Consider the following 25,126-nt stretch of genomic DNA (forward strand, 5'->3'; position numbering starts at 1 on the left):
TCGCGACGCGCGCGCCGGCGCCTGCGTCTGCGCTTGCGACGGTGGCGCGGGCCACTGGCTGGGCGGCACTGGCCGCCATGGCCACCAACGCCGGCATCGCGCTGTTTCACGCCGGCGTGGAACAAAAATGGTGGCAGGGCCTCACCCGTTGCACGGCACCGCCGGCCGCCGGCAGTGCCGATGCCATGCTGGCCGACATATTGGCGCAGCCGCTGGTGCGCTGCGACGCCATACCCTGGTCCCTGTTCGGCGTGTCCATGGCAGGCTGGAATTTCCTGATAAGCCTTTCCTTTGCCGGAGCCGCCCTGTGGTTGATGCTGCGCCGCTGAACCCAACCCCACCTGCATCAAAACGCCGGCTGCCGGGCGATCCCCGGCCCGATACGCGCAGCATGATCCGCGTTGATCAGGCCGGCGAAACCGGCGCGGCGCGCATCTACGCCGGGCAACTGGCGGTGATGGGCGGGCGCCACAAGCATGCTGGCGAGATCCGCCACATGGCCGCGCAGGAACAGCGGCATCTCGATGGCATGAACCGCATCATGACGGCGCGCGGCGTGCGCCCGACGCTGTTCGCGCCCATCTGGCACGTCGCCGGCTTTGCGCTGGGTGCCGGCACCGCGCTCCTCGGCCCCAAGGCGGCGATGGCCTGCACCGAGGCGGTGGAAACGGTGATCGACGAACATTATGGCGAGCAGACCGTGGCGCTGGCCGATGGTAGCGACCCTGAACTGAAGGCGATGATCGATGATTATCGCGCCGATGAAGTGGCGCACCGCGATGCCGCGGCCGCCCACACCGGCGGCGGCGCCTTTCCGGTGCTGGAAGGGCTGATCCGCGCCGGCTGCCGGGCGGCGATCGCGGTGGCGAAGAAGATCTAATTCTTCATCTCGCGGCGCAGCTGATAGCGCCCGCCTTCGCGACCGGAAAACATCTGGATCACGCCCGGGTGCTGCACCGGGTCGCCTTCTGGATCAGGCAGCAAATTCTGCTGGCTGACATAGGCGACATAGGCCGATTCCTCGTTCTCGGCGAACAGGTGATAGAAGGGCTGGTCCTTGTGTGGGCGGATGGCCTCGGGGATCGACTGCCACCATTCCTCGGTGTTGTTGAACACCGGATCGACATCGAAGATCACGCCGCGGAATGGGAAGATGCGGTGCTTGACCACGTCGCCGATGGTGAACAGCGCCGGGGTGGCCGCATCGGCCTGGGCTTCGATGGCGGCGCTCGTGCGGAAGGGCTGGGGTTTCCACATGGCGGTGTCAGGCTCGTTGATGCTCATGGTTCCTTGTGCGGGCATGGACTGCAATGCCCGCCCTTGTTGGAATATAGGGTGTCGCGAGCCCACGTGAAGGGGTGCCGCTGTCGCGCCCGGTTCATCCGCCGGCGGCAAGCCCCCTTGGCAGGGCCCCGGCCCTTCGCTATAGGCCCCGCCTGACCTGCCCGGGCCTTTGGTAACCTCTGACCGGCGCGCATCGCGGAGAGGTGCCAGAGTGGTCGATTGGGACGGTCTCGAAAACCGTTGTGGGTGCAAGCTCACCGTGGGTTCGAATCCCACCCTCTCCGCCAATCTTGCTGGTCGCGGAATTGCCGCCGTCCCCAAGCCCGTCAAATCCGCGCCGGTGTGGTTCGAACCTGAACCCAGCAACCCCGCAACCTCCTTCTGACGCAGCAACGGGGCCGCGGCCCAACCGGTCGGCCTGGCCTAGACCGCTGGCACGACGGTTGGTGCGCGTCCGTTACGGGCCCTCCTCTCCCTTGTCCTGACCAAGGGCAGCCGCGGTCCGCCGTGCCACTGTGTCAGGCCCAAATGAAATTACGCTTGACATTCAATAGCGCCTATTGAACATTACACATGTCATTCTAACGGGAGTGGCGCACACAGGAGCATGTTGCCATGCCGCTATGGCAGATATTCCATCCCGTCGACGCCTTTTCAGCGGACGACAAGGCCGCGCTGGCGGAGAAGATCACCGATGTCTACGGCGCGGTGATGCCGCGCTTCTATGTGGGGATCGTCTTCCATCCGATTGATCCGGCGCAATTTTTCGTAGGCGGCAAGCCGGCTGACCGTTTCGTGCGCATCGTGATGGAGCATATCGCCCGCAGCTTCCCGTCAGTCGAAGTGAGCCGCCGCTTCATCGATCGCATCAACGCCATCCTGAAGCCTTATGTCGCCGATCGCGGGTTCGACTGGGAGCTGCATATCGACGAAACCCCGTTCGATTACTGGTCGATCAATGGCTTCTACCCGCCGCGGGCCGGCACGCCGGACGAGACCCGCTGGCGCGCGGAAAACCGCGCATCGCCCCGCACCCATGATTGAAGGACAAGCCGCATGAGCATGGGAACTGCTGTCATCACCGGCGCCTCTTCCGGTATCGGCGCCGCCTTCGCCGCGCGTCTGGCCCGGCGTGGCCATGATCTGCTGCTGGTCGCCCGCCGGGCCGACCGGCTGGAATCGCTGGCCGCGCAGTTGCGGGCCGAAACCGGCGTGGGGGTGGAGACGCTTGCGGCGGATCTTGGCACTGCTGATGATGTGGCCCGACTGGAAGCGCGGCTGTCCGCAATCCCGGTCACCTTGCTCGTCAACAATGCCGGGGTGGGCGCGCTTGGCGCCACCTCGGCGGTTGCCGCCGATGTTCAGGAAGCGCTGCTGCGGATCAACGTGCTGGCGCTCACCCGCCTGTCGCTGGCGGCCGTGGCGCAGTTCCGCGCGGCGGGGCGCGGCAGCCTCATCAACATCGCGTCGGTGATGGCATTGATGCCGAGCTCGGGCGGCGGCGCCTACAGTGGCTCCAAGGCCTATGTGCTGAATTTCACCCGCTCGCTGCGGCTGGAACTGGCCGGCAGCGGCATTGGTGTCCATGTCGTGTTGCCTGGCCCGGTGAAGACCGAGTTCTTCTCCGCGCAAGGCATCAGCGACAACATCTTCCCGGACTCCAGCTACGTAAGCGCCGATGCGCTGGCCGATGCCGTGCTGGTTGCCGCCGAACGGGGGGACGAGGTGATCGTGCCCTCCCTTGCATCCGAACATCATTGGGATGAACTTGAAGGCGCGCGCATGGCCTTCATGCGCGATGTGATGGGCGGGGCGATTGCCGCCCGTTATCAGCGCGTTTGAAGGGCGGCGGGGCGTGGCGCGATATTCAAAGGATCACAAGCAGGCAGCACGCGAGGCCATATTGAAAAACGCGGCCGAACGGTTCCGGCGCGATGGCATCGCGGCCGTGGGCGTGCGGTCGCTGATGGCCGATGCCGGCCTGACCCATGGCGGCTTTTACGCGCACTTCCCGTCGCGAACCGATCTGGTGGCAGCTGCCGTGGAAACAGCGGCGCAAAGCACGCTGGGCTATTTCGAGGAGGTGCTCGCCGCCGCACCGGCAGATCGCAAGCTTGAAACCCTGATCGCCAATTACCTGCGGCCCCGCCACCGTGTGCATATGGATCTGGGCTGTGCCGCCGCCGCGCTGGCGCCCGAGATCGCCCGTGAGCCGGCCGAGACCCGCAATCGCTTTGCTGCGCAGACCGGGCGCCTGGTGCAGTTGATTGCGGACCATTTGCCTCCGGGCGGCACGCCAGACCAGCGCGAGATGCGGGCCCGAACCGTGTTCGCGGCAATGATGGGCGTGCTGCAGCTGATGCGCATCGAAACCGATGATGCCGCTGTGGACCGCCTGGTCCGCGAGGGCCGCGACGCAGCGCTCTGTCTCGCCACCAGGCCCTGGTAGGGCTCTGTGGACAGGATCGAGCCATTGGCCACTACATCGCCAGCCGCCCAGCGTGCCGAACTGCTCAGGTCTGGCCCGGTGCTGCCCACATTGCTGCGGCTGACGCTGCCCAATCTGGTTGCGCTTGGATCGGCAGCGATCGTCTCCATTGCCGAGACGGCCTATGTCGGCCGGATCGGCGTTGCCGCATTGGGCGGCATCGCCCTGGCCTTCCCGGTGTTCATGCTGATGCAGATGCTGTCGGCCGGGGCCATGGGCGGCACCATTTCCGGCGGCATCAGCCGGGCGATGGGCGCCGGCAATCGCGCGTTGGCACAAGGGTTGGCGCTGGCCGCGCTGGCAATTGCCGTGGTGTTTGGTCTGGTCCTCGCCGTTCTGGTGCGGGTTTTCGGCCGGGACCTGTTCGCGCTGCTGGGCGGCAGCGGCACGGTGCTGGAACAGGCATTGGCGTTTGCCAACACGGCCGCATGGGGCATTCCTGCCATCTGGCTGGCCAACACGCTGTCCTCGATGCTGCGGGGCTCGGGCAACATGGCTGTACCGGCCAACATCCTCTTGTGCGCCGGCATCGGGCAGGTGCTGATTGGCGGGGCCTTCGGGCTTGGTGTTGGGCCGTTCCCGGCGTTGGGCATTGCTGGCGTGGCCCTCGGGCAGGTCGCCGCCTTCTGGACGGCTGCGATCATCCTGTTCCTCTACATCCGCGCCGGAAGGAGCGCCATCACCCTGGGCTTTGCAGCCGGTGCCGCACGGGCGGAGCATGTCGCCGCCTTGCTGCGCATTGGCGCGATTGCCATGCTGTCGCCGCTGCTGTCGGTGGCGTCGGTGCTGATGCTGACGAGGATGGTCGCGCGCTTCGGGCCTGATGTGCTGGCGGGCTATGGCATCGGGGTGCGGTTGGAGTTCCTGCTGATCCCGATTGCCTTCTCGGTTGGCGTGGCCGCTGTGCCCATGGTCGGGACCGCGATCGGATCGCGCGACATTGCGCGGGCGCGCCGTGTGGCCTGGACCGCGGGCGCGCTTGCCTTCACCGGTGTCGGTGCCATCGGGTTGTTGGCGGTCGCGCTGCCCGGGCTTTGGGTCGATCTCTTCACCGATGTCAGCCCGGTACGCCAGGCGGCCTATGCCTATCTCTCGGTCGCTGGTTTTGGCTATGGCCTGTTCGGCATGGGGCTGTGCCTCTACTTTGCCTCGCAAGGGGCTGGACGCGTTGGCGGTGTCATCCTGGCGCAGGCCCTGCGCACGGCGATCATCCTTGCCGGGGGCGCGCTGCTGCTGAACCAATCCGGCACTGCCGACAGCATCTTCCTGCTGTCAACGGGCGCCATGGCGGCAATGGGAATCGGCACCGCCCTCGTCGTGAAGATGAGCAAGTGGCGGTGAACAGCAGGGAGTGCGGGTCGTATCCCCACAATCGGCGTGTCCGCAACCAGCCCCTGGAAAGGCGCAACTGTCACCCTTCTTACCATCAATCAGCGCTCAACCGGGCGCTTCAACATCGAAGAGAGACCTGTTCTCGTCCTCATTGCTGCCGTTCAGCCCGTCAGGCGGCAATCGCCAGAGTGGCCGGCGCGCGATCTACCGTCGAAGCTTCGTTCGACCTTCAGAAGCACGCAGTTGGCTGGGCGCGGCGCCGAACCAGCGGTGCGTGGCGCGGCGCAGGCTGCGCGCTTCCGAATAGCCGAGGCCTGCGGCAAGATCTTCAAGCCCCACCTCTGTTTTCAGTGCTGCCAGCGCCTGTTGCTGGCGGACTTGGCCGATCAGCGCGCGATAGCTTTGGCCTTCATAAGCCAGTCGTCGGCGCAATGTGGCGACCGAAATGCCCATGGCGGCGGCAAGCGTCGGCTGATCAAGCGGCGCCTGCCACAGCAGGTCGAGACACTGTTCGGTGGTGCTGGCCCGGGCCAGCGGTTCGGCGGTGATCTGGCGATAGGTCTCAAACATAAGGCTGGGCCACAAATCGAATCGATCGGCGATGATGCCCAGATTGGCCGTGCTCGCCGGGTAGACCAATTCAACGGCATTGCCGCGCCGCAGCACCAGACAGCCCAGCAAGGCAAACAGGCTGCCGGTACCAGGGACATCACTTGGCGGTGCCAGCAGGCGGCGCGGCTGCAGATGCTGTCCGGTCATCCAGCAGCAGGCGGTGTGGATCACGACCACCACCATTTCCACATACAGGCTGTGCTGCGGGCTGGCGTTGGCCATGCCGGCTATACGCAGCCGCAAATCATGGCCCTGCCGGACCTCCAGCGGCAGATCGGACCAGACGATGCGCGACGCTGCCGCCAGCCGCGCCAGACCGTCGCCCAGGTCTCGCCCCAGACGCATCGCCGCAAGCAGCAGATGGAAACTGCCATCTGGCACTGTCTGCGGTCCGATGGCGTGGCGTTCATCGCCGGTCTGATCGATGTTGTTGCGCAGCAGCCGCCAGAAATCGAGATGGCCAATCGGCGTGCCGTCAGCCGGCAGCCCGGCCCTGTCGAGCATTTGCCGGGCCGGCGCTTCGCCCAGCAGGGTGGCCAGAAAGGCAAAGGGGATCAGGGCCGGCACGGGCCGATGCTGGCGCACACCGCCGTCGCACGCAATGACGAATTTGAGCGAAAATGTCCCCCAATGCCGTCCCATCCTGTCCTTCACGGTGCGGCTGATCCGGGCCTAGCCTTGCTGCAAAACATACCAGGGGGAGGCAAGGGGATGCGTGAGCTTCTGAAAGCGGGAACGGCACTGATGCTGGTGATGATCGCCGGGGCCGGTAACGCTGCGGAGGTCGCAACCGACACGGATGCAGAAGAGATTATTGTCACTGCGGAACGGCGCAGCAGCCGACTGGCGGAAACGCCGCTGGCGCTATCGGTGCTCCAGGGCGATGCCTTGCGGCGAGGCGGCAACCAGGGTCTGGCCGAACTGGCCCAACAAGTGCCCAGTTTGAATTTTGCACAAAGCTTTGGCATCGCGCAGATTTTTATTCGCGGTGTCGGCAACAACTTCTTCTCGCCAGGAGGCGATCCGGGTGTCGCCACCTATGCCGACGGCGTCTATCTGTCCGATCAGGAAGCCACTGCGGTCGCCTTCCTCGATCTCGCCCGCATCGAGGTGCTGCGCGGGCCGCAGGGGGCACTTTATGGCCGCAATGCCACCGGCGGCGCGGTCAACCTGGTGGCCAACGCGCCGACCGAAACGCTGGATGGCCGCATCGGGCTGCAGCTGGGCGATTATGGCCGGGTGCAGGGCGATGCCGTGCTGTCCGGGCCGCTGGGCGGCGGCATCACCGCGCGCGCCAGCGTGCAGTATCGCCGGCTAAACGGCTTCACCCGCAATGAACTGGCCGGCACGCCCGGCGCGCGCAACCGGGGCGATGCCGAAAACAGCCTTGCCGGCCGCTTGCAGGTGGCGGTGCCGCTTGGGGCGGGACGCCTGCTGCTCACCGCCAGTGGCTACACGCAGGATGATGCCGGCCCGGCGCTGAAGATCCTTGCCGATCCCTTCCCGCACCCGGCCGAGTTCCTGTTCGGCGTGAAGCCGTCGGCGGCATCGCGCAGTTTCCAGAGCCAGGGCGCGGTCAACCGCCGTGATGTCTGGTCAGTCACCGGACGACTGGAACAGCCGCTGGGTGCGGCCGAACTGGTGGTTATCGCCGATACGCGTGGTTCCAGCCGCGTCATCACCTTTGATCAGGATGGTACCGCACGCAGCGTTGCCACCACCACGCTCGATACCGACAGTCGGCAGACCAGCCTCGAAGCCTATCTGAAGGGGGAAGCCGGCAAGCTCGACTGGCTGGCCGGGGCGACATGGCTGCGCTTCCGCCAGAGCCGCACAACCTTCGTCGATGGCCTTCTGCCCGGCGCCTTCCTTGATCCGGAACTGCCGCTTGATTTCCCGATCCCCTATGCCTTTGCCGGTGGCGGCACGGTCACCACCGAAGCATTGGCGGGCTATGCCGATGGCAAGCTGGCGTTATCGGACTCGGTGGCGCTGCGGGTCGGCGGTCGTTACAGCCATGATCTGAAACGCGCCAGCGAGTTCCTCACCTTCCTGGCGCCCACCATCAACGGCCAGCAGCGCCGTGGTTGGGGCGAATGGTCGGGCAAGGCCGGGATTGATTTCACTCCGGCCAAGGGCACGTTGCTTTATGCTTCGGTGGCGCGTGGCTTCAAATCCGGCGCGCTCAATGTTGGGGCCTTCACGCCGCCGGTGAACCCGGAAATCAACGTCACGATCGAAGCCGGGGCACGGCTTTCGGGGCGTGACTGGTCCATCAACCTCACGGGCTACACATCGGACTACAGCGATCTGCAGATCGTGCAGGTCGGCCCGCTCAGTCAGATCCTCGCCAATGCCGCCTCTTCGCGGATCAATGGCGTCGAACTTGAAGCCAGCGCCAAGCCGTTGCCGCGCCTCACGCTCACCTTGTCGGGCAGCTGGATGGATGCCGGTTTCGGCAGCTTTGTCTCTACCGATCAGCGGCGCGGGTTCCAGGCCTTCAACAATGCCGGTAACCGCCTGCCGCTCACCTCGCGCTGGCAGGGCATGCTGGCGGCGGATTATCGCGCGCCGCTGGCGGGCGGCAGCAGCCTCGCATTCAACGGCCGGGTGCAATGGCGGTCGGAATATTATTTCACCGAATTCAACACGCCCGATGCCCGGCAACCCGGCTTTGCCCGGCTTGATCTGGGCACGGCGTGGACCAGCGCCGATGGCAACTGGCAGGTGAACATCTTTGCCCGCAACCTCACCGATCGCCGGGTGTTGTCCTCGCTGGCCGTCGTCTCCCCGCTGCTGGGTTCGGTGCGCGTGGCATCGCTGGAGCCGCCCCGCCACTTTGGCATCGGCATCGAGCGGCGGTTCTGACGGTCATGCGCGCCGATCTTGCCGCTGTTCACGCTCATCTGCGGCGGCCACCGCCCGAAGGGCTTGATCCGATAGCCGCCATGCGTGTCATGGTGGACGATTACGGCATGGGCTGCAGCGGGCCGGGTTTGGCTGCCTGCCGGGTGACACCGGTGCAGATCGGCGGAATGGCAGCAGAATGGCTGGTACCGCCGGGAGCCGGGGATGCGCGCATCGTTTACTTGCATGGCGGCGGCTGGGTGGCCGGATCGCCAACCAGCCATCGCGCCATTGCGGCCGAATTTGCCCACAGGACCGGCCAACCGGTTCTCTTGCCCGATTACCGGTTGGCCCCGGAACATCCCTTCCCGTCCGCCCTGATTGATGCCGCTGCAGCGCTTGTTCATGCGGCCAGCAATGGCCCTGATGATGCCAGGCCGGCTGACCGGCTGTCTCTTGCAGGAGATTCGGCCGGCGGCAATCTGGCAGCCGTCATCGCCATGGGCTTGGGGCCAGTGGACCCTGTTCCGCCGATTGATCGGTTGCTGCTCATCTGCCCGTTCCTGTCGGTCGACAATGTTGTGGCAGGCTTTGCCGGCTTGGCCGATGATCCAGCCGTATCGCCCGAAGCCATGGCAATGGTCGCCACGTTTTATGCGCCGGAACTCGCAGCAACGGATCCGCGCCTTAGCCCTTTGCACGCCAATGCCGCCGCGCTGGCGCGGCTTCCGCGAACGCTGGTGCAAGCCAGTGCCGCCGAGACGCTGCGCGGGCAGGCACTGCAATTCACGCAGCGGCTGTGGGTGCAGCAGCATTGGGCGCGCCTGTCATTGTGGCCGGATATGCCCCATGTCTGGCACGCCTTTATCGGCAAACTTCCCGAAGCCTCGGCAGCAATTGCTGAGGCTGCCCTGTTTCTGGTTGATTGACGCCACGGGAAACCGGGGCTCGACATGGCCTCACGTGCGGGCGCTGCGACAGCCCTGGGCGGCAGGCGGCCAAAATTCGGGTATCGCCAAGGGCATCACTTGATTCCGGCCAGCCGGTCCAGCGCGAAACGGCCGCCGCCCATGGCGACGAGCGGCAACAGCAGGCCGGCCCAGCTGAGATGGGTGGGCCAGGCATCGGGATAGACGAAGACCTGGATCACCATGGTCATGCCAAGCAGCGCCAGCGCCGCGAAGCGGGTGCCCAGGCCCAGCGCCAGCAGCGCCGGGAAGATATGTTCGGCAAGGGCGGCCGCATGCGCGGCGAATTCGGGCGACAGCAGGGGCAGAGCATATTCCGACCGGAACAGCTCGACCGCCTCGTCCGTGACGGTAAACCAGCCGCTCACCTTGGTGCGGCCGGACAGGAAGAAGATGGCGGCAATGCCCAGCCGCTGGACCAGCAGCAGGAAGGACAGCGGCAGGGCAGCGGCCAGCAGGCCTGCTCCGCGATCGGACAGGCTGGTTCGGGCAGCGGGGGCAGGGGCCTCGGCAGCGATCATGGCTCGAACTCCGGCGTGAGGGTGGCGACAGCGCCACTGCTGATGAGAATGCGGAAGGCATCGGTGATGCAGCAGTCGGGGTGCAACTCGGCCGCCTGCAGGGCCGCCGCGCCAACGCTGAGGCCGGCCTTCAGAGCCATCAGGATGCGGTGCAGTCCGGCATCGATTGTCAGCGGTTCCACCCCGCCGGTGGGCCGGGTCAGGAGGATGCCCTGCGGCTGCCAATCCGGCGCCAACTCGGCGAGGTCGGGATGGCGATGGGCGATCCAGATGTCGGGTGCCGGCAGGGCGAACCAGTCGAAGCGGGTGGCCGGATGCAGCTGCGCCCGGCAGCGTGACCATTGATCGGCCGACATCTCGGCAAGGCTGGCCGGATCGAGGCACTCGGCATCGGCGGCCAGGTGCGATTCGGTGTGAAGCCGGTCGATCCGCGCAACATCGGAAAGATAGGGCAGATCGGCGGCGACGGGGTGGCGGCCCAGCCAGCGGTCGAAGCCGGCCCCATAATGGGCCAACACCGGGCTGCCGGGCGGACGTCGCGCAGCAAAGGCCCGCGCCAGTGTTGTGAACATGGCGTCGCCCAGCAGCATCACCACGGTCGGATAATTGTCGGCGAGCGCGTCGATGGTGCCCTTCAGCACGGTGTTGCGATAGACATGCAGGGCCGGGTCGCGGCGCCTTGGCCGCTGCAGCTTCCTGGCAAGATCATGTTGCCATGCAAACAGGTCAGACATTGGCGGGGACCTTTCGTTCCAGGAGCGCGGCAGCGCGGTCGCGTTCGGCCATGAGATCGGCAAAGGGCGGTATGTCGCCATCGCGTTCGAGAAGCACCGGCCGTGGGCCGCATCGATCGAGCAGCCGGTCCAACAGGCGCCAGACGCAGTCCGCCACCGGTGCATCGTGACTGTCGATGAGCAGGGCCGGCCCGAGGTTCGGATCGGGCCGATGGCCGGCGATGTGGATCTCGCCGATGGCCTGGTGGGGCAGCGCGTCCAGATAGCCAACGGGATCAAACCGCAGATTGTTTGACGCCACCGCGACATTGTTGACGTCGATCAGCAGGCCGCAGCCGGTACGCCGCACGATCTCGCGCAGGAAATCCGGCTCGCTCCAGCGGGCTTCCACGGCCAGATAATGGGCCGGGTTCTCGATCAGGATCGGGCGGCGAAGCGCGCTCTGCACGATGTCGATGTTGCGGCAGACGGCATCTAGCGCGGCGGCCGTGCGCGGCACCGGCAGCAGGTCGGGAAGGCAGCGCCGGCCAATGCGTGACCAGGCCAGGTGTTCCGACACCAGGAAAGGTTCGCACCGCGCAACCAGGCGCTGAAAGGCGGCCAGATGATCGGGATCGGGCCGTTCGTGCCCGCCCAGGGACAAGCCCACGCCATGCAGGGACAGGGGGCGAATGCCGCGCAGGGCGTCCAGCATGGCCAGGCGCGGGCCGCCATCGACCATGTAGTTCTCGGCATGGACCTCGAACCAGAGGCCGACCGCCGACGCGGCCATGGCCTCGTCGAAATGCTGGGGCTTGAATGCCACGCCAGCGGTCGGGCCGGTCATCGCATCAGGCCTTCGGGGTCAAGGAGCCGACACCCTTGGGCGTCTTGATCTGCGTGCAGGTGCCCTTGGCGACATATTTCCAGGCATTGCCCTGGTAGTTGACGTGGCTGGTGCCGGCACAGCTGGTGCCGGCCCCGGCCTTGCAGTCGTTCTTGCCGGCCAGGCTGATGCCATAGCATTTGTCCTTGCCGGGCTGCGGAGCCACCGGGCTGGCATGGGCGGCTGCGGCAGCAAGCGCGCTCAGCATGGCAGCGGTGATGGCGACATTGGCGGTCTTCATTTCGGGTCCTTTCATTCTTCGGATCTGGCACCGGGGGCGGTGCTTCAGCATCATCGCGCCAGGCGCCCGCGCCGTCCGCTGCCCAGAGCGCATCATGTCGATGCAGTCCTGTTACCCTGCCGCCGGCGTGGTGATCATGTGGCCGCCCATGGCCTCGTGGAGGACAAAGCCTTCCAGTGGATCGACCGGCTCGCGCCATGGCGCCGATTCCAGCGTGTGCATGGTGTCGGCATAGCCGGCCTCCCAGCGGGCGCTGATTCCGGCGGCACTGAAGTCGATGTCCTTGCTGTGATCCTCGTTGGCCAGCGTTGGGGCCAGCAGACGGATCACGTGCATGCGGGTGGCGCAGCCATAGGCGGCAAGATGGGCGACCTCGGGGCTCTGGCGCTGCTCCGGCGGCACCAGGGCAGCGAGTTCGGTGATGATGTGGCGCAGCTGGTGCAACTGGCGCTGCCGCTTGATGTGGGTGCTCGCGCGGCTGGAGTATTGCACGTCCTTCTGGCGGTTCATCACGTCCCAGATCGACTGGGGTTCGGGGCCGTGCGGGTTCCAGATGTGGACGGCATAGACCATCGAGTTGCGGCGCGGATTGTCGTCGAACACCACCTCGACCGGCGTGTTCGAAAGAATGCCGCCATCCCAATAGAGTTCGCCATCGATGCGCACCGCCGGGAAGGCCGGCGGCAAGGCGCCGGAGGCCATGACGTGATCGAGTTCGAGCGCCATGTCGCGACTGTCGAAATAGACCATCTCGCTGGTGGCCACGCGCGTCGCGCCGACCGTGAGCCGCATGGGACCGCCGTTGATGGCCGAGAAGTCGACAAGATCGCCCAGCGTCCGTCGCAGGGGATTGACCGAATAATAGCCGGCCCGTTCCGCCCCCAGCGGCATGTGGGGACTCATGAAGGCCATCGGGTTCGGCATGAAGAAGCCGGGCAGGCCCTGGGTGATGGTCGCCATGTTGCGCCACGGGCCAGCGAACTGGGCTGGCAGCATCCGGTCGAATAACTGGCCATGCTCGACCCGGCGCCAGAACTCGCGCAGCCGGTCCATGCGCTCATGCAGCGGGCTGCCGGCGATGATGGCGGCATTGATGGCGCCGATCGAGGTGCCGATCACCCAGTCCGGCTCGATGCCATGCTCGTGCAGGGCCTGGTAGACGCCCACCTGGTAGGCGCCAAGCGCACCGCCCCCCTGCAGCACCAGCACCTGCTGGCCAAGCTGGCGAAGCTCGTCGTGGATCGTCGTGGTCATGGTCTGTCTCCCTGGATCTGGGTCGTTGCGCCGGTGATGAGCCGGGCGCTGCGGTCGAAGGTGAGATAGCTCCACAGCCAGCGGATCCCGACTTCGAGGCGGTTGCGGAAGCCTACGAGGAAATAGATGTGGGCCGTGCACCACAGCAGCCAGGCCAGCGGGCCGGAGAGGCGCAGCCGGCCATACTCGATCACCGCCTGATGGCGACCGATGGTGGCCAGCTTGCCGCGGTCGCGATAGCGGAAGGGCATGGCCTTGCCGGTGACGATCGTGCGGGCCGCGTGCCTGCCCTGCTGCTTGGCCACCGGCGCAATGCCGGGCAGGGCGGTGCCATCAGCCAGCGCGGCGGTGTCGCCAATCACCTGGATTTCGGGATGGCCTGGAAGGGTGAGATCGTCCCGCACTAGCACCCGCCCGGCGGCATCGGCGGGCGCCTCCAGCCAGGCCGCTGCCGGCGAGGCCTCGACCCCAGCCGCCCAGATCACGGTGCGGCACGGGATACGGATGCCGCCAACATCGACGAAACGATCGCTGATGGCTTCGACCTTCTTGCCGAGCAGCACGGTGACACCCAGCGCTCTGATCGCGGCCAGCGCCTTTTCGGCCATGGCCTCGGTGAAGCTGTTGAGCAGCCGCGGGCCGGCTTCGACGAGCAGGACCCGGCTGCACTGGGGCGTGATGGAACGGAAGTCGCGCGAGACCGAGCGGCGTGTGAGTTCGGCAATGGCGCCGGCCATCTCCACACCGGTGGGGCCGCCGCCGATCACCGCGAAGGTGAGCAGGGCATGGCGCACATCAGGATCGGTTTCGGTCTCGGCCTGCTCCAGCGCCAGCAACACCTTGCGGCGCACGGCGGTGGCATCATCGATGGACTTGATGCCGGGTGCCCGGCTGGCCCAGTCATCATTGCCGAGATAGCTGTGCTGGGCGCCGGTGGCGATGATCAGCCGGTCGTAGGCGACATGCCGGCCATCGGCGAGCTGCACGCGTCGGCCGGCACGATCGACGCCGACCACCCAAGCCAGCACGACCCGCACATTGGCCTGATCACGCAGGATGGCGCGGATCGGTGCCGCGATGTCGGCCGGTGACAGGCCGGCGGTTGCCACCTGATAGAGCAGGGGCTGGAACAGATGATGGTTGCGGCCATCGATCAGTGTGATGTCGACATCGGCGCGCGCTAGGCCTTGCGCGGCCGCAAGACCCCCGAAGCCGGCGCCGACAATGACGATGCGCGGTTTCATTGCGCCACCCAGCCTCCATCAACCGGCAAGGCTGTACCGGTGATGGAGGCGCCGGCGTCGGTGGCCAGGAACACAGCCAGGGCGCCGAGTTCCTCTACGGTGGCGAATTTCTTGCTCGGCTGGGCGGCCAGCAGCACAGTCTCGATCACTGCCTCGCGGCTGATGCCGCGGGCGCGGGCGGTGTCTTCTATCTGGCCTTCGACCAGCGGCGTCCAAACATAGCCAGGGCAGATCGCATTGCAGGTGATGCCGAAGCGGGCGCCTTCCAGAGCCACCGTCTTGGTGAGCCCAACAATGCCATGCTTGGCCGCCACATAGGCGCTCTTGAACGGCGAGGCGACAAGACCATGGGCGGAGGCCACGTTGATGATGCGGCCCCAGCCAGCCGCCTTCATGGGGCCAAAGGCGGTGCGGATGGCGTGGAACGCCGACGACAGGTTGAGGGCAATGATCGCGTCCCAGCGCTCGGCGGGGAAGTCTTCGATCGGGCTGACGAACTGGATGCCGGCGTTGTTGACCAGGATGTCGAGCCGGCCGAAGCGGGCGAGGGCATTGCCGACCATCATGACGGCACCGGCGGGATCGATCAGATTGGCGCCATCATAGGCCACCTCGACCCCGGCGTCGGCCGCGAGGTCGGCGCGAGTGGCCTCGATCTCGGCCGGATCACCCAGGCCATTGAGGACGATGTGCGCGCCGGCCCCGGCCAGCGCGCGGGCGATGCCAAGGCCGATGCCGCTGGTTGACCCGGTGACAAGGGCGACCCGGCCGGCCAGTGGCCGGGCAGCGCCATGGTGGGCGAGCGGCTGAATGTTCATGCGGATTCTCCTTGCGGGATGTTGACGCAAGGATGCGGGGCCGGGCCTGCCTGCTGAAATGCCGTTCACGCATGGAGTTCATGCCGACAATCGAATGTAGCCGTGGCCAGATCGGCAGTAGGAATCAGCCTGTCACGGAGAGCGGGCTCGTTCCGGCCTAACCCGTCCCCCGAAACCAGGCTCCAGCGTCGCCTTCGATCCGTGACACCGGTTTCAATCGGAACAAAGGAAGAGATGATGACCCGTAACATTCCCCTGGCCGCGATCCTGGCCACCAGTGCAGCCATCCTGGCTGGCACACCGGCTCTGGCAGGCAGCTGCCCGGCCGGACAGACCATCGCCAACCCGCTGCCTGGCGCGCCCATGGCACCGGCCATGGTGACGGACGATCTGATCGGATCGGTTGACCTGCAGAAGGAGATCGAGGTCAACAACCGAGACCTGCGGTTGCGCAGGCTGGTCGTGCAGCCCGGCGGCATCGTGCCCCTGCACAGCCATGTGGGCCGCCCCGCCCTGATCATCACCGTGAGTGGTGAGGTGACCGAGTATCGCAGCAGCTGCGCTGTCGGGATCGTCCACAAGGCTGGTGAGGTTTCCAGCGAATCCGATGGCATCTCCCACTGGTGGAAAAACACCGGCAGGGTGCCCGCGGTGCTGTTGTCCGCCGACGTCAAGGCCCGGGATTGATCTCAGCCAGGAAGGGGCGGCGCAGTGATGGCCATGGCGGCCGTCACTGCGCCGCCCTTCTGTCAGCCAGGAACATGATGTGAGCGACAGTTACCGCACGGGACTGGATGTCCTGAACCGGATTGGCGCTGGCCTTGATGCCCGCCACAACCGGGTTGCCGAACTGGCGCCCGACTTTGTCCGCATTGCCATCGGCTTTGGCTATGGCGAAATCCTGGCGCGGCCCGGCTTGCCGCTGAAGGATCGGGCGCTTGCCGCCGTTGCCGCGCAGGCTGCACTCGGTGCCTCGATCGCCCAGCTGCGCAGCAACGTGTCTGCGGCCCTCCAACTGGGCTGGCACAAGTCCGAAATCCTCGAGGTGCTGATGCAGACGGCGCTCCACGCCGGTTTCGCGCGTGCGCTTGATGCCCTCGCCCAGTGCCACGATCTGCTGGTGGAGGGTGCTGCTGACTGTCAGTCCTGCGAGGCGTCCGACGACAGCAATGGCCAGGCATAGCGCCGGGCTTCGCGCACGAAGGCGCCGACCGCGGGTGAATGCGGCCGACCGCGCACCGTGGCCAGATAGATGGTCCGCGAATAGCCCGGTTCGATCAGCGGCCGCACCACCAGATCCGGATCGGTCACCGAATATTCCGGGAAGAAGCCGAAGCCCAGCCCGGCCTTGATCATGTTCTGCACCCATTCGTCGCGCGGTGAGCTGAACACCTTGCGCGTGGTGACGCCGCGCCGGGCGAAATCCTCGGTCACCATCTGGAACACTTCGCAATTGCTGCGGCCGACATAAGGCTCGCCATTCAGATCGGCGACACGCACGGCATTGCGTTCGGCCCAGGGGTGGCCGCGCGGAATGACGATGACAAAGCGTTCCGTGAACACCGGCAACTGGTGGAAGCTGTCGGGCAGCTCGCCGGGCATCCCGACGATCCCGATATGAAGGTCGCCCCTCTCCAGCCGCTCCAGCATGGCGCTAGCCTCGCCGTCGATCACGTTGATCTCGACATCAGGATGCGCGGCCTGGAACTGCACCAGCAATCGGGCGACAAGCTGCGGCCCGATGGTGCACATGGCACCCAGGGTCAGCGAGCCCTGTTCGAGGCGGCGGGCCGAACGGGCTGCCTCCCTGGCGGCGCAGGCAGAGGCGTTCACCGTCTCCAGATACGGCAGCATCATGCGGCCCAGTTCGGACAGGTGGGTGTTGCCGCGCTCGCGGTGGAACAGGGGCCCGCCCAGTTCATGCTCAAGCTGCTGGATGGCGCGGGTCAAGGCCGGCTGGCTGACATTGCACTGTTCGGCAGCGCGGGTGAAATTGAGTGTCTGGGACAGCGCAACAAAGTACCTGACCTGCTGCATCTCCATCGGCGTTCTCCCCCAACCGACCTTTCCAGTTTACGATTTCGCAACGCGATTTGCCAGCGGCCACTGCTGCGCGGCCCAGATGGCCAGGGCGATCGTTGCGGCCATGGCCGGCACCGCCACCCACGCCTGCGCCTGCAGCAGCGGCAGGCCCACCATGATCAGGCCATCATTGCCGCCGGGCACCAGCACGGCGCCCACGCCCATCAGGCCGCCACCGGCAAGGCAGCGCACAAGATCGATGGCGCGGACCGGGATCGGGCGCAGCGAGCGGGCCAGCCAGCCGCCGCCGATCGCCCCGCCCAGCAGCGCCATTACCATCACGCCGCGCAGACCCAGCTGCGCATTCATGGCGCGCGCGAGGGCGGTGAGCGCATCGGTATAGGCCCAGGCGCCAACCGTGAGCATCGTGATGACAAAGGTCACGGCGATCAGCAGGGTGGCGCGGTGCGGATGCCAGAGCCAGGCGGCCACGCTGGGCGCGCGCTGCGCCTGGACCAGCCGCCACGACAGAAGCGCGGCAAAGCCGATCACCAGCGGCAACAGGCTGCTGAGAGCCGGCGGCATATCGGCCGGGCCGGTTGGCACATTCGGGACGGCCAGGCAGGCAAGATAATAGCCGATCGGCGTTGCCAGCCAGGCCCATTGACCCGATCCGATACGGGCAATGGTGCCGAACATGCAGGCCGCGTTGAGCCAGGCGCCAAGGCCCAGTGCGACGCCCCCGGCAAACGCCTGCCAGGACGCGGCATGGCCGGCAGGAACATCCGGAAGCCAGCCCGCCATCCTGGCGAGGATGACCAGGCCGCCCACCCACAGTGCCGCCTCTGCGAGCGCCAGGGCGCGGCCAGCCTTGTGCTGCTCCACCAGTTCCGCCACGGCGGCCACCATGCAGGTGGCGCCGCGCTGGATGGCAAGGCCCATCAGCGCGGCGGCCAGCAACGCAATGGCGCTGGCAAGCATGGCCGTCACCTGGTGGCGGCAGCTGCCGCAATGGAGGCGGCAACCTCGCTGGCCATCTTGAACTGAGCATCACGGTTGGTGATCCGGTAGCGACGGGCGATGTGATTGAAGTCGGTCCAGGCCAGCCACACGTCGCCCTGGGCATCCTCGAGCACCAGCATGCGCACCGGCCAGTCGAGTCCGGCATAGGGGTTGGCCTGCAGGAACTGGACGCCCAGCGGCGGATTGCCGAACAGCACCAGGGTCGAACGCCTGATCTTGAGGCCGGCGCCATCACCCAGACCGGTCTGATCGATGGCATCGAAGAAGCGGATGCCCTTGGCCGCCACATCGGCCTTCAGCCGGGCCAGCGTTGTGTCGAAGTCGTTGGCGCTGTGCAGCTGAATCACGCCGTCGGCATTGGGCACGGGCGTGGTGACCGGGGATGGTGCCGGCGCTGGCTGGGCGTGCGCCGAGCCCATGACGACCAGGGCAGCGGCGAGGGAAGCAAGGATGTGGGAACGGCGCATGACAAGCTCCTCATTGGGACATCGTGGCAACCGTCACGGTATCGGCGCAGATGGCCTGCTTGTGAAATCACGTCAGAGTATCGGGTTGATGACCTTGCTGCATGCTGGCCTGATCGCCGGGGAGGCGCATCGGGTGGGGGCGACTGGCGATCATCCGTTGGCAGGCCGCGATGGCCGAATTGGTGAGAGGCCATCCTGCCTTCTCCACCGCTGCAATTCGCGTTAGCCATCCAGCGTTGCAGCCAGGCGCTGCTGCTGGGTGGTCCGGGGCCGGCGTCGGGTCGCTGCGGCTCTCTCCGTTCCTGGTCTGAAAGGCCATTTCCGATGCGTGTTCTGCTGCTCCTCACCTTCATCGCCGCGCCGGCCGCCGCGCAGGTTGAGGTGCCCACCGCTTCCACGGCCGCGGCGCCGATCTGTACCGACCGGCCGACCAAGTCGAACTTTGCCTGCACCGTGCCCAAGGGGCTGGTGCAGATCGAGACAGATGGCTTCAGCTGGCTGACCAGCACGGCAGGCGGCACCCGCACCGACCAGTTCCTGTTCACCAACCCGACCGTCAAATATGGCCTGACTGGCAGCAGCGACCTCCAACTGAACTGGGTGCCGTTCACACGGCTGCGCAGCCGCGACGCCGCCGGGACCATCGCCACCCAGTCGGGCATCGGCGATGTCACGCTGCGCTTCAAGCAGCGGCTGACGGCGGCAGACGGCGCCTTCCAGCTTTCGCTACTGCCCTTCGTCAAGCTGCCGACCGCGCGGGCAGGTATCGGCAACGGCAAGGTGGAAGGCGGCATCGCCGCGCCGGTCAACATCAGTGTGCCCGGCGGCTGGACGGTGACGCTGGGGCCGCAGCTTGATGTGCTGGCCGATTTTGATGGGCAGGGGCGCCATGCCGGCTTCACCGGCCTCGTGAACCTCGCCAGGCAGATCGGCGCCTTCACCCTCTACAACGAGATCTGGACCAGCCAGAATTTCGATCCGTCCGGCACTGTAAGCCAGTACAGCTATGACGTGTCGCTGGCCTGGCTGGCGCGGCCAACCCTGCAGATAGACGTCGGCGCCAATGTCGGGCTGAATGCCGCAACCCCCGGCCTTGTCGCTTATCTTGGCGTTTCCACCCGCTTCTGACGGGCACTGGCCACGGCCTGTTGCGTTGCAGCGCCTTTGCGGTGAAGGTGCTGGTCCGTGAAGCGCCTTGCCATCCTCCTCCTGCTGCTGGGCGCCGCCCTTGCCTTCGTGGCCTTCGATCTCGGCCAATATCTGAGCCTTGCGACGCTCAAGGCCCGGCAGGCCGAACTGGCGGCGCTGTCTGCCGAGCGGCCGGCGCTAGTGATCGCGGCCTACATGGCAGCCTATGTTGCGGTCACCGCGCTGTCGCTGCCCGGTGCGGCCATCCTCACCCTGGCCGGCGGCGCACTGTTCGGGCTGCTGGCGGGCACCATCATCGTCTCCTTCGCCTCCTCCATCGGCGCCACGCTGGCCTTCCTCGCCTCCCGCCACCTGCTGCGCGACTGGGTGCAGGGCCGCTTCGGCACGCGGCTGCGCGCCATCAACGAAGGGATCGAGCGCGACGGGGCCTTCTACCTGTTCTCGCTGCGGCTGGTGCCGATCTTCCCCTTCTTCCTCGTCAACCTGTTGATGGGCCTGACGCCCATCCGCACCCTCACCTTCTATGGCGTCAGCCAGGTCGGCATGCTGCTGGGCACCATCGTCTATGTGAACGCCGGCACCCAACTGGCCGCGATCGACAGGCTTGCCGATGTCGCCTCGCCGGGGCTGATCGCCTCGTTCGCCGCGCTTGGCCTGCTGCCGTGGCTGGGCCGCTGGCTGATGGCGCGGCTGAAACGCCGCCGGGTGCAGGCCCGCTGGACAAGGCCGAAGCGTTTCGACCGCAACATGGTGGTGATCGGCGCCGGCGCGGCCGGGCTGGTCTCCTCGCTGATCGGCGCGACGGTGCGCGCGAAGGTGACGCTGGTCGAGGCCGGCAAGATGGGCGGCGACTGCCTCAACTATGGCTGCGTGCCGTCAAAGGCGCTGATCAAGTCGGCCCGCGCCGCCCACATGATGCGCGGCGCCAGGGCCTATGGCCTGCACGCAGCCGAGCCCCAGTTTGATTTCCGCAGCCTGATGGCCCGGGTGGAGGCCGCCATCGCCGCCATCGCCCCCAACGACAGCGTGGAGCGCTACAGCGGGCTGGGCGTGGACGTGGTCCAGGGCCATGCCCGCATCATCGACCCGTGGACGGTGGAGATCGCCGGCCATGATGGCAGCAGCCGGCGGCTGACCACCCGCAGCATCATCATCGCCGCCGGCGCCGCGCCGATCGTGCCCGATTTGCCTGGGCTGGCCGACAGCGGCTATCTGACCAGCGATACCATGTGGGAGCGGCTGGCCCAGATGGACCATCTGCCCGGCCGCATCGCGGTGCTGGGCGGCGGCCCCATCGGCTGCGAACTGGCGCAGGCCTTTGCCCGGCTGGGTGCTGCCGTCACCCAGGTGGAGATGGGCGCGGCACTGCTGCCGCGTGAGGACGCCGACGTGTCAGACCTGGTGCGCGCGTCGCTGGAGGCCTCGGGCGTCACCGTGCTCACCGGCCATGCTGCGGTGCGGGTCGAGGCCGGGCAGCTGATCGTGGCGGCGGGCGGCGTGGAGCGCGCCGTGCCCTTCGATGCGCTGATCGTGGCGGTGGGGCGCAAGGCGCGGCTGTCGGGCTATGGTCTGGAGAACCTGGGCATCGAGACCGGCCGCACCGTGGTGACCGATGAATATCTCGCGACGCTGCACCCCAACATCTATGCCGCCGGCGACGTGGCCGGGCCCTACCAGTTCACCCACGTCGCCGCGCACCAGGCCTGGTATGCCAGCGTCAACGCGCTGTTCGGGGACCTCAAGCGCTTCAAGGCCGATTATCGCGTCATCCCGCATGTGACGTTCGTGGATCCGGAAGTGGCGCGCGTCGGCCTCAACGAGGCCGAGGCCAGGGCCGCCGGCATCCCGCATGAAGTGACCCTCTATCCGCTGCACGAGCTCGATCGCGCCATTGCCGACAGCGCCACCGCCGGGTTCGTCAAGCTGATCACCCCGCCGGGCAAGGACCGGATCCTTGGCGTCACCATCGTTGGCGAGCATGCCGGCGAGATCATCGCCGAATATGTGCTGGCGATGAAGCATGGCCTGGGGCTCAACAAGATCCTCGGCACCGTCCACGCCTATCCCACCATGGCCGAAGCCAACAAGTTCGCCGCCGGGGTGTGGAAGAAGCGCCATGCCCCCGAACGGCTGCTGCAGTGGGTGGGCCGCTATCACGCCTGGCGACGCGGCTGATGGCCCAGTTTCAGGGGCTGATCGGCATTGCCGCCATCCTGGCGCTGGCCTTCGCGCTTTCGGAAGACCGGGCGCGGCGCCCCGGCTGGCGCTGGCTGGCCGGCGCGCTGGGGCTGCAGCTGGGTATCGCCGCCATCGCCACGCAGGTGCCGCTGCTGTGGGCCGCCGTTGGCCAGATCAACCGGGCGATCAGCGCGGTCGAAACCGCCACGCTCGCCGGCTCCTCCTACATGTTCGGCTATCTGGGCGGGGCGGCGCTGCCCTTCGTGCTGAAGCCGGGCGCGCAGCCGCCCTTGGTCATCGCCTTCCAGATCCTGCCTCTGATCATCGTGTTTTCCGCCCTGTCGGCGCTGCTATGGCACTGGGGCGTGCTGCGCGCCGCCGTGCGCGCTCTGGCCTGGGCGCTGCGACGCTCGCTGGGCGTGTCGGGCGTTGTCGGCCTCGCGGGCGGGGCGACCATGTTCCTGGGCGTTGTCGAAACCCCGCTGGTGCTGCGCGCCTGGCTGGCACGGATGAGCCGGGCCGATCTGTTCATGACGATGACCCTCATCATGGCGACCATCTCGGGCGCCATCCTGGTGCTCTATGCCACCACGCTGCGCGCGGTGCTGCCCGATGCGGTGGGGCACATGATCGTCGCCTCCCTCGTCTCACTGCCGGCCGCCCTGCTGCTGGCGCGGCTGATGGTGCCGACTGATGGTGCCGCCGACACGGCGGCCGTGGAGCCTGATCTTGCCTATGACGGCGCCATGGATGCCGTGGTGCGCGGCGCCATGGAGGGGGTGCAGCTGATGCTGGCGGTGATCGGCATCATCATCACCCTGTTCGCATTGGTGAACCTGGCCGATCAGCTGCTGGCGCTCATTGGCCCGGTGGCCGATGCGCCGCTCACATTGAGGCGCGTCATGGGCTGGCTGTTTGCACCCGCCATGTGGGGCATCGGCGTGCCGTGGGAAGAGGCTGGTGCGGCCGGCGCGCTGATGGGCACCAAGGCCATCCTGAACGAATATGTCGCCTATCTCGATCTGGCGGCGCTTGCCCCCGGCACACTCGCGCCGCGCAGCCTGCTGATCGTCACCTATGCGCTGTGCGGGGTGGCCAATCTCGCCAGTGTCGGCCTGATCATCTCGACCATCGGCACGCTGGCGCCGGAGCGGCGGGCCGATGTCGCCGGGCTGGGCATGAAAAGCTGGCTGGCCGGCAACATGGCGACGCTGATGACCGGCGCCATGATCGGCCTTGTGACCCCGGCCAGCTGATGTTCGACGCAAGGCTGCGCCCGTTGATCGATCCGCCACTGAATGCCGTGGGCCGGGCCGTGGCGCGCACCGGTATCAGTGCCAATGCCGTCACCCTGCTGGCCCTGCTGCCCGGGCTGGGTGCGGCCGTTGCCATCTTCCATGGCCAGCACGGCCTGGCGCTGGCGCTCATCCTGCTCAACCGGCTGGCCGACGGGCTGGATGGCGCGGTCGCCCGCGCCAACGGCCCCAGCGATTTCGGTGGCTATCTCGACATCGTGTCGGACTTCGTGGTCTACACCGCCGTGCCGCTGGCCTTCGGGCTGGCCGCGCCGGCCAACCTGGTGCCAGCACTGCTGCTGGTGGCCAGCTTCACCCTTACCGGGGTCAGCTTCCTCGCCTTTGCCGCCATCGCCGCCCGGCGCGGCGAGGAGACGACAGCGCATGGGCGAAAGAGCTTCTTCTATTCCACCGGCCTTGCCGAGGGCACCGAAACCATCGCCTGCTTCATCGCCATGTGCCTGTGGCCACAGCAGTTTGCCACCATTGCACTGGTCTATGCCGGCCTGTGCGCCTTGACCGTGGTGCAGCGCAGCCTGATGGCCCGGCAGCAGTTTCGGCGGCCGCCTCAGGCCTGAAGCTCGACGTCCCAATAGAGATAGTCGCGCCAGGTCTCGTGGCAGTAATGCGGCGGGAAAGCGCGGCCGTTGGCCTGCAACTGGTGGGTGGAGGGCTGTTCCGGCCGGCTGATCAGCTGCATATGCGCCTCCGCCGGGGTGCGGCCGCCCTTCTTCAGGTTGCACGGCGCGCAGGCGGTGGTGACATTCTCCCACGTCGTGCGCCCGCCATAGGCCCGCGGGATGACATGATCGAAGGTCAGCTCGCCGCCCGGCACGCTGCAATACTGGCAGGTGAAGCGATCGCGCAGGAACAGGTTGAAGCGGGTGAAGGCCGGGTGGCTGGCCGGGCGCACATATTGCCGGAGCGCGATCACCGAAGGCAGCTTCATCCGCATCGACGGCGAGGCGATCTCGCGGTCATATTCGGCGATGATGTCGACGCGTTCGAGGAAGGCGGCCTTCACCGCCGTCTGCCACGACCACAGCGACAGGGGATAATAGGAGAGCGGGGTGAAATCGGCGTTCAGTACCAGCGCCGGGCAGGCTTCGGGCGAAACCAGTTCGCGCGCTGTCAAGAACTTGGTCTCGATCAGCTCCGTCGTCAGCATCCCTTGCCCTCCCGCAACAGGGGAGCGGCTGCCAGTTCCACGGGCCCAGTCGCACCAGGGTTTTGGCCCCAGGGCCGCGAAGCGAGCGGCCACACCGTGAATGATCTCCGTTTACAACGGATTGTATGTCGGGCCAATGACAACACCGGATTTCGTTGTGGATAATGTGGATAACATCGCCGCACCCGTCACCCGCTTTGCGCCGTCCCCCACGGGCCTGTTGCACCGCGGCCACGCCTTTTCGGCCGTCACAGCCTGGCGTCTGGCGCGTGCGAACGGTGGCCGCTTCATCCTGAGGATCGAGGATATCGACACCACTCGCTGCCGCCCCGAATTTGAGGCGGCGATCCTCGAAGATCTCGCCTGGCTGGGGCTGGACTGGGATGGGCCGGTGTGGCGCCAGTCGGAGCGCACGGCAGTTTACCGCGCTGCGCTCGACCAGTTGGTGGCCCTGGGCGTGGCCTATCCCTGCTTCTGCACGCGGGCAGACATTGCAGCGGCCGTCGCGGCGCCGCATGGCCCGGAGGGGCCGGCCTATCCCGGCACCTGCCGCCACCTGTCGGCGGACGAGCGCGCGCGTCGGCTGGCAAGCGAGACGCCCGCCTGGCGGCTCGAC

At 66.9% G+C, this 25,126-nt stretch carries 28 protein-coding genes and 1 tRNA gene; 16 read left to right on the forward strand and 13 right to left on the reverse strand.

Annotated elements, in window-relative coordinates; all coding sequences use genetic code 11:
• Both GJV64_RS01335 and GJV64_RS01340 read left to right on the forward strand, forming a co-directional pair.
• The coding region (locus tag GJV64_RS01335; RefSeq protein WP_164155499.1) for a disulfide bond formation protein B at positions 1-329 on the forward strand (329 nt) is incomplete at its 5' end.
• 62 nt (positions 330-391) lie between these two features.
• Positions 392-880, forward strand: a complete 489-nt coding sequence (locus tag GJV64_RS01340; protein ID WP_164155500.1) for a demethoxyubiquinone hydroxylase family protein — start codon at positions 392-394, stop codon at positions 878-880.
• Here the strand turns inward: GJV64_RS01340 and hspQ are convergent.
• Positions 877-1,284 carry a heat shock protein HspQ gene (hspQ, locus tag GJV64_RS01345; protein ID WP_235927545.1) on the reverse strand — a complete coding sequence of 136 codons (408 nt, stop codon included), beginning with the start codon at positions 1,282-1,284 and terminating at the stop codon, positions 877-879. The genes GJV64_RS01340 and hspQ overlap by 4 nt on opposite strands.
• 197 nt (positions 1,285-1,481) lie before the next feature.
• On the opposite strand from hspQ, the gene GJV64_RS01350 reads away from it, so the two are divergent.
• From GJV64_RS01350 to GJV64_RS01370, 5 genes are all read left to right on the forward strand, one after another.
• Positions 1,482-1,571: transfer RNA gene (locus tag GJV64_RS01350), tRNA-Ser, on the forward strand.
• Between the two features lie 328 nt (positions 1,572-1,899).
• Positions 1,900-2,328 (forward strand): tautomerase family protein, encoded by a 429-nt coding sequence (locus GJV64_RS01355; protein ID WP_164155501.1) that lies wholly within the window; start codon positions 1,900-1,902, stop codon positions 2,326-2,328.
• Between the two features lie 12 nt (positions 2,329-2,340).
• On the forward strand, positions 2,341-3,126 hold the full coding sequence (locus tag GJV64_RS01360) for an SDR family NAD(P)-dependent oxidoreductase (protein ID WP_164155502.1): 786 nt from the start codon (positions 2,341-2,343) through the stop codon (positions 3,124-3,126).
• 13 nt (positions 3,127-3,139) lie between these two features.
• Positions 3,140-3,733 (forward strand): TetR/AcrR family transcriptional regulator, encoded by a 594-nt coding sequence (locus tag GJV64_RS01365; protein WP_164155503.1) that lies wholly within the window; start codon positions 3,140-3,142, stop codon positions 3,731-3,733.
• A gap of 24 nt (positions 3,734-3,757) precedes the next feature.
• Positions 3,758-5,113, forward strand: a complete 1,356-nt coding sequence (locus tag GJV64_RS01370) for an MATE family efflux transporter (RefSeq protein ID WP_205599479.1) — start codon at positions 3,758-3,760, stop codon at positions 5,111-5,113.
• A 195-nt stretch (positions 5,114-5,308) separates the two neighbouring features.
• Here the strand turns inward: GJV64_RS01370 and GJV64_RS01375 are convergent, their stop codons facing one another.
• Positions 5,309-6,283 (reverse strand): AraC family transcriptional regulator, encoded by a 975-nt coding sequence (locus GJV64_RS01375; protein WP_164155504.1) that lies wholly within the window; start codon positions 6,281-6,283, stop codon positions 5,309-5,311.
• Positions 6,284-6,427: 144 nt separating this feature from the next.
• On the opposite strand from GJV64_RS01375, the gene GJV64_RS01380 reads away from it, so the two are divergent.
• Positions 6,428-8,584 (forward strand): TonB-dependent receptor, encoded by a 2,157-nt coding sequence (locus GJV64_RS01380; protein ID WP_164155505.1) that lies wholly within the window; start codon positions 6,428-6,430, stop codon positions 8,582-8,584.
• A gap of 89 nt (positions 8,585-8,673) precedes the next feature.
• Complete coding sequence (locus GJV64_RS01385) at positions 8,674-9,492, forward strand: alpha/beta hydrolase (RefSeq protein WP_164155506.1); 819 nt, start codon at positions 8,674-8,676, stop codon at positions 9,490-9,492.
• Between the two features lie 95 nt (positions 9,493-9,587).
• On the opposite strand, the gene GJV64_RS01390 is transcribed toward GJV64_RS01385, so the two are convergent.
• The 7 genes from GJV64_RS01390 to GJV64_RS01420 all read right to left on the reverse strand — a co-directional run bounded on the left by GJV64_RS01390 (position 9,588) and on the right by GJV64_RS01420 (position 15,208).
• Positions 9,588-10,052, reverse strand: coding sequence for a DoxX family protein (locus GJV64_RS01390; RefSeq protein ID WP_164155507.1), 465 nt, complete (start codon positions 10,050-10,052; stop codon positions 9,588-9,590).
• Complete coding sequence (locus tag GJV64_RS01395) at positions 10,049-10,786, reverse strand: HvfC/BufC N-terminal domain-containing protein (protein ID WP_164155508.1); 738 nt, start codon at positions 10,784-10,786, stop codon at positions 10,049-10,051. The genes GJV64_RS01390 and GJV64_RS01395 overlap by 4 nt, the downstream gene beginning before the upstream one ends.
• Positions 10,779-11,612 (reverse strand): MNIO family bufferin maturase, encoded by an 834-nt coding sequence (bufB, locus tag GJV64_RS01400; protein WP_164155509.1) that lies wholly within the window; start codon positions 11,610-11,612, stop codon positions 10,779-10,781. The genes GJV64_RS01395 and bufB overlap by 8 nt, the downstream gene beginning before the upstream one ends.
• Positions 11,613-11,616: 4 nt before the next feature.
• Positions 11,617-11,892: a BufA1 family periplasmic bufferin-type metallophore gene (locus GJV64_RS01405; RefSeq protein WP_164155510.1), complete on the reverse strand. Its 276-nt coding sequence runs from the start codon at positions 11,890-11,892 to the stop codon at positions 11,617-11,619.
• Positions 11,893-12,003: 111 nt separating this feature from the next.
• Positions 12,004-13,146: a patatin-like phospholipase family protein gene (locus GJV64_RS01410; RefSeq protein WP_164155511.1), complete on the reverse strand. Its 1,143-nt coding sequence runs from the start codon at positions 13,144-13,146 to the stop codon at positions 12,004-12,006.
• Complete coding sequence (locus GJV64_RS01415) at positions 13,143-14,390, reverse strand: NAD(P)/FAD-dependent oxidoreductase (RefSeq protein WP_164155512.1); 1,248 nt, start codon at positions 14,388-14,390, stop codon at positions 13,143-13,145. The genes GJV64_RS01410 and GJV64_RS01415 overlap by 4 nt, the downstream gene beginning before the upstream one ends.
• The gene (locus GJV64_RS01420; RefSeq protein ID WP_164155513.1) at positions 14,387-15,208 is read right to left on the reverse strand and encodes a 3-hydroxybutyrate dehydrogenase; all 822 of its coding nucleotides are present in this window, start codon (positions 15,206-15,208) and stop codon (positions 14,387-14,389) included. Before GJV64_RS01420 ends, GJV64_RS01415 begins: the two co-directional genes overlap by 4 nt.
• 201 nt (positions 15,209-15,409) lie before the next feature.
• Between GJV64_RS01420 and GJV64_RS01425 the strand changes: the two genes are divergently transcribed.
• The gene (locus GJV64_RS01425; RefSeq protein ID WP_205599480.1) at positions 15,410-15,895 is read left to right on the forward strand and encodes a cupin domain-containing protein; all 486 of its coding nucleotides are present in this window, start codon (positions 15,410-15,412) and stop codon (positions 15,893-15,895) included.
• Positions 15,896-15,974: 79 nt separating this feature from the next.
• Positions 15,975-16,391 (forward strand): carboxymuconolactone decarboxylase family protein, encoded by a 417-nt coding sequence (locus tag GJV64_RS01430; RefSeq protein WP_164155514.1) that lies wholly within the window; start codon positions 15,975-15,977, stop codon positions 16,389-16,391.
• On the opposite strand, the gene GJV64_RS01435 is transcribed toward GJV64_RS01430, so the two are convergent.
• From GJV64_RS01435 to GJV64_RS01445, 3 genes are read right to left on the reverse strand one after another with little or no spacing between them, the layout of a single operon-like run.
• The gene (locus GJV64_RS01435) at positions 16,349-17,251 is read right to left on the reverse strand and encodes a LysR family transcriptional regulator (protein WP_164155515.1); all 903 of its coding nucleotides are present in this window, start codon (positions 17,249-17,251) and stop codon (positions 16,349-16,351) included. The genes GJV64_RS01430 and GJV64_RS01435 overlap by 43 nt on opposite strands.
• Before the next feature lie 30 nt (positions 17,252-17,281).
• Positions 17,282-18,211, reverse strand: a complete 930-nt coding sequence (locus tag GJV64_RS01440) for a YeeE/YedE thiosulfate transporter family protein (protein ID WP_235927548.1) — start codon at positions 18,209-18,211, stop codon at positions 17,282-17,284.
• A 5-nt stretch (positions 18,212-18,216) separates the two neighbouring features.
• Entirely contained in the window at positions 18,217-18,720 is a 504-nt protein-coding gene (locus GJV64_RS01445) for a DUF302 domain-containing protein (protein ID WP_164155517.1), read from the reverse strand.
• Between the two features lie 324 nt (positions 18,721-19,044).
• On the opposite strand from GJV64_RS01445, the gene GJV64_RS01450 reads away from it, so the two are divergent.
• Genes GJV64_RS01450 through GJV64_RS01465 form a run of 4 tightly spaced genes read left to right on the forward strand, consistent with a single transcriptional unit; the run spans position 19,045 to position 23,920 of the window.
• Positions 19,045-19,848 carry a transporter gene (locus tag GJV64_RS01450; RefSeq protein ID WP_164155518.1) on the forward strand — a complete coding sequence of 268 codons (804 nt, stop codon included), beginning with the start codon at positions 19,045-19,047 and terminating at the stop codon, positions 19,846-19,848.
• 57 nt (positions 19,849-19,905) lie between these two features.
• Positions 19,906-22,044, forward strand: a complete 2,139-nt coding sequence (locus GJV64_RS01455; RefSeq protein ID WP_205599481.1) for an FAD-dependent oxidoreductase — start codon at positions 19,906-19,908, stop codon at positions 22,042-22,044.
• Positions 22,044-23,303 (forward strand): NupC/NupG family nucleoside CNT transporter, encoded by a 1,260-nt coding sequence (locus tag GJV64_RS01460; RefSeq protein WP_164155519.1) that lies wholly within the window; start codon positions 22,044-22,046, stop codon positions 23,301-23,303. Before GJV64_RS01455 ends, GJV64_RS01460 begins: the two co-directional genes overlap by 1 nt.
• A gap of 23 nt (positions 23,304-23,326) precedes the next feature.
• Positions 23,327-23,920: a CDP-alcohol phosphatidyltransferase family protein gene (locus GJV64_RS01465; protein ID WP_235927546.1), complete on the forward strand. Its 594-nt coding sequence runs from the start codon at positions 23,327-23,329 to the stop codon at positions 23,918-23,920.
• On the opposite strand, the gene GJV64_RS01470 is transcribed toward GJV64_RS01465, so the two are convergent.
• Positions 23,911-24,510 (reverse strand): HNH endonuclease, encoded by a 600-nt coding sequence (locus tag GJV64_RS01470; RefSeq protein WP_235927547.1) that lies wholly within the window; start codon positions 24,508-24,510, stop codon positions 23,911-23,913. The two genes, GJV64_RS01465 and GJV64_RS01470, sit on opposite strands and share 10 nt — an antisense overlap.
• A 136-nt stretch (positions 24,511-24,646) precedes the next feature.
• Here GJV64_RS01470 and GJV64_RS01475 point away from each other — a divergent pair.
• On the forward strand, positions 24,647-25,126 hold a 480-nt coding region (locus GJV64_RS01475; RefSeq protein WP_235927549.1), incomplete at its 3' end, for a glutamate--tRNA ligase family protein.

It is taken from the genome of Sandarakinorhabdus rubra, assembly GCF_010994245.1.
GTDB classification, from domain to species: domain Bacteria; phylum Pseudomonadota; class Alphaproteobacteria; order Sphingomonadales; family Sphingomonadaceae; genus Sandarakinorhabdus; species Sandarakinorhabdus rubra.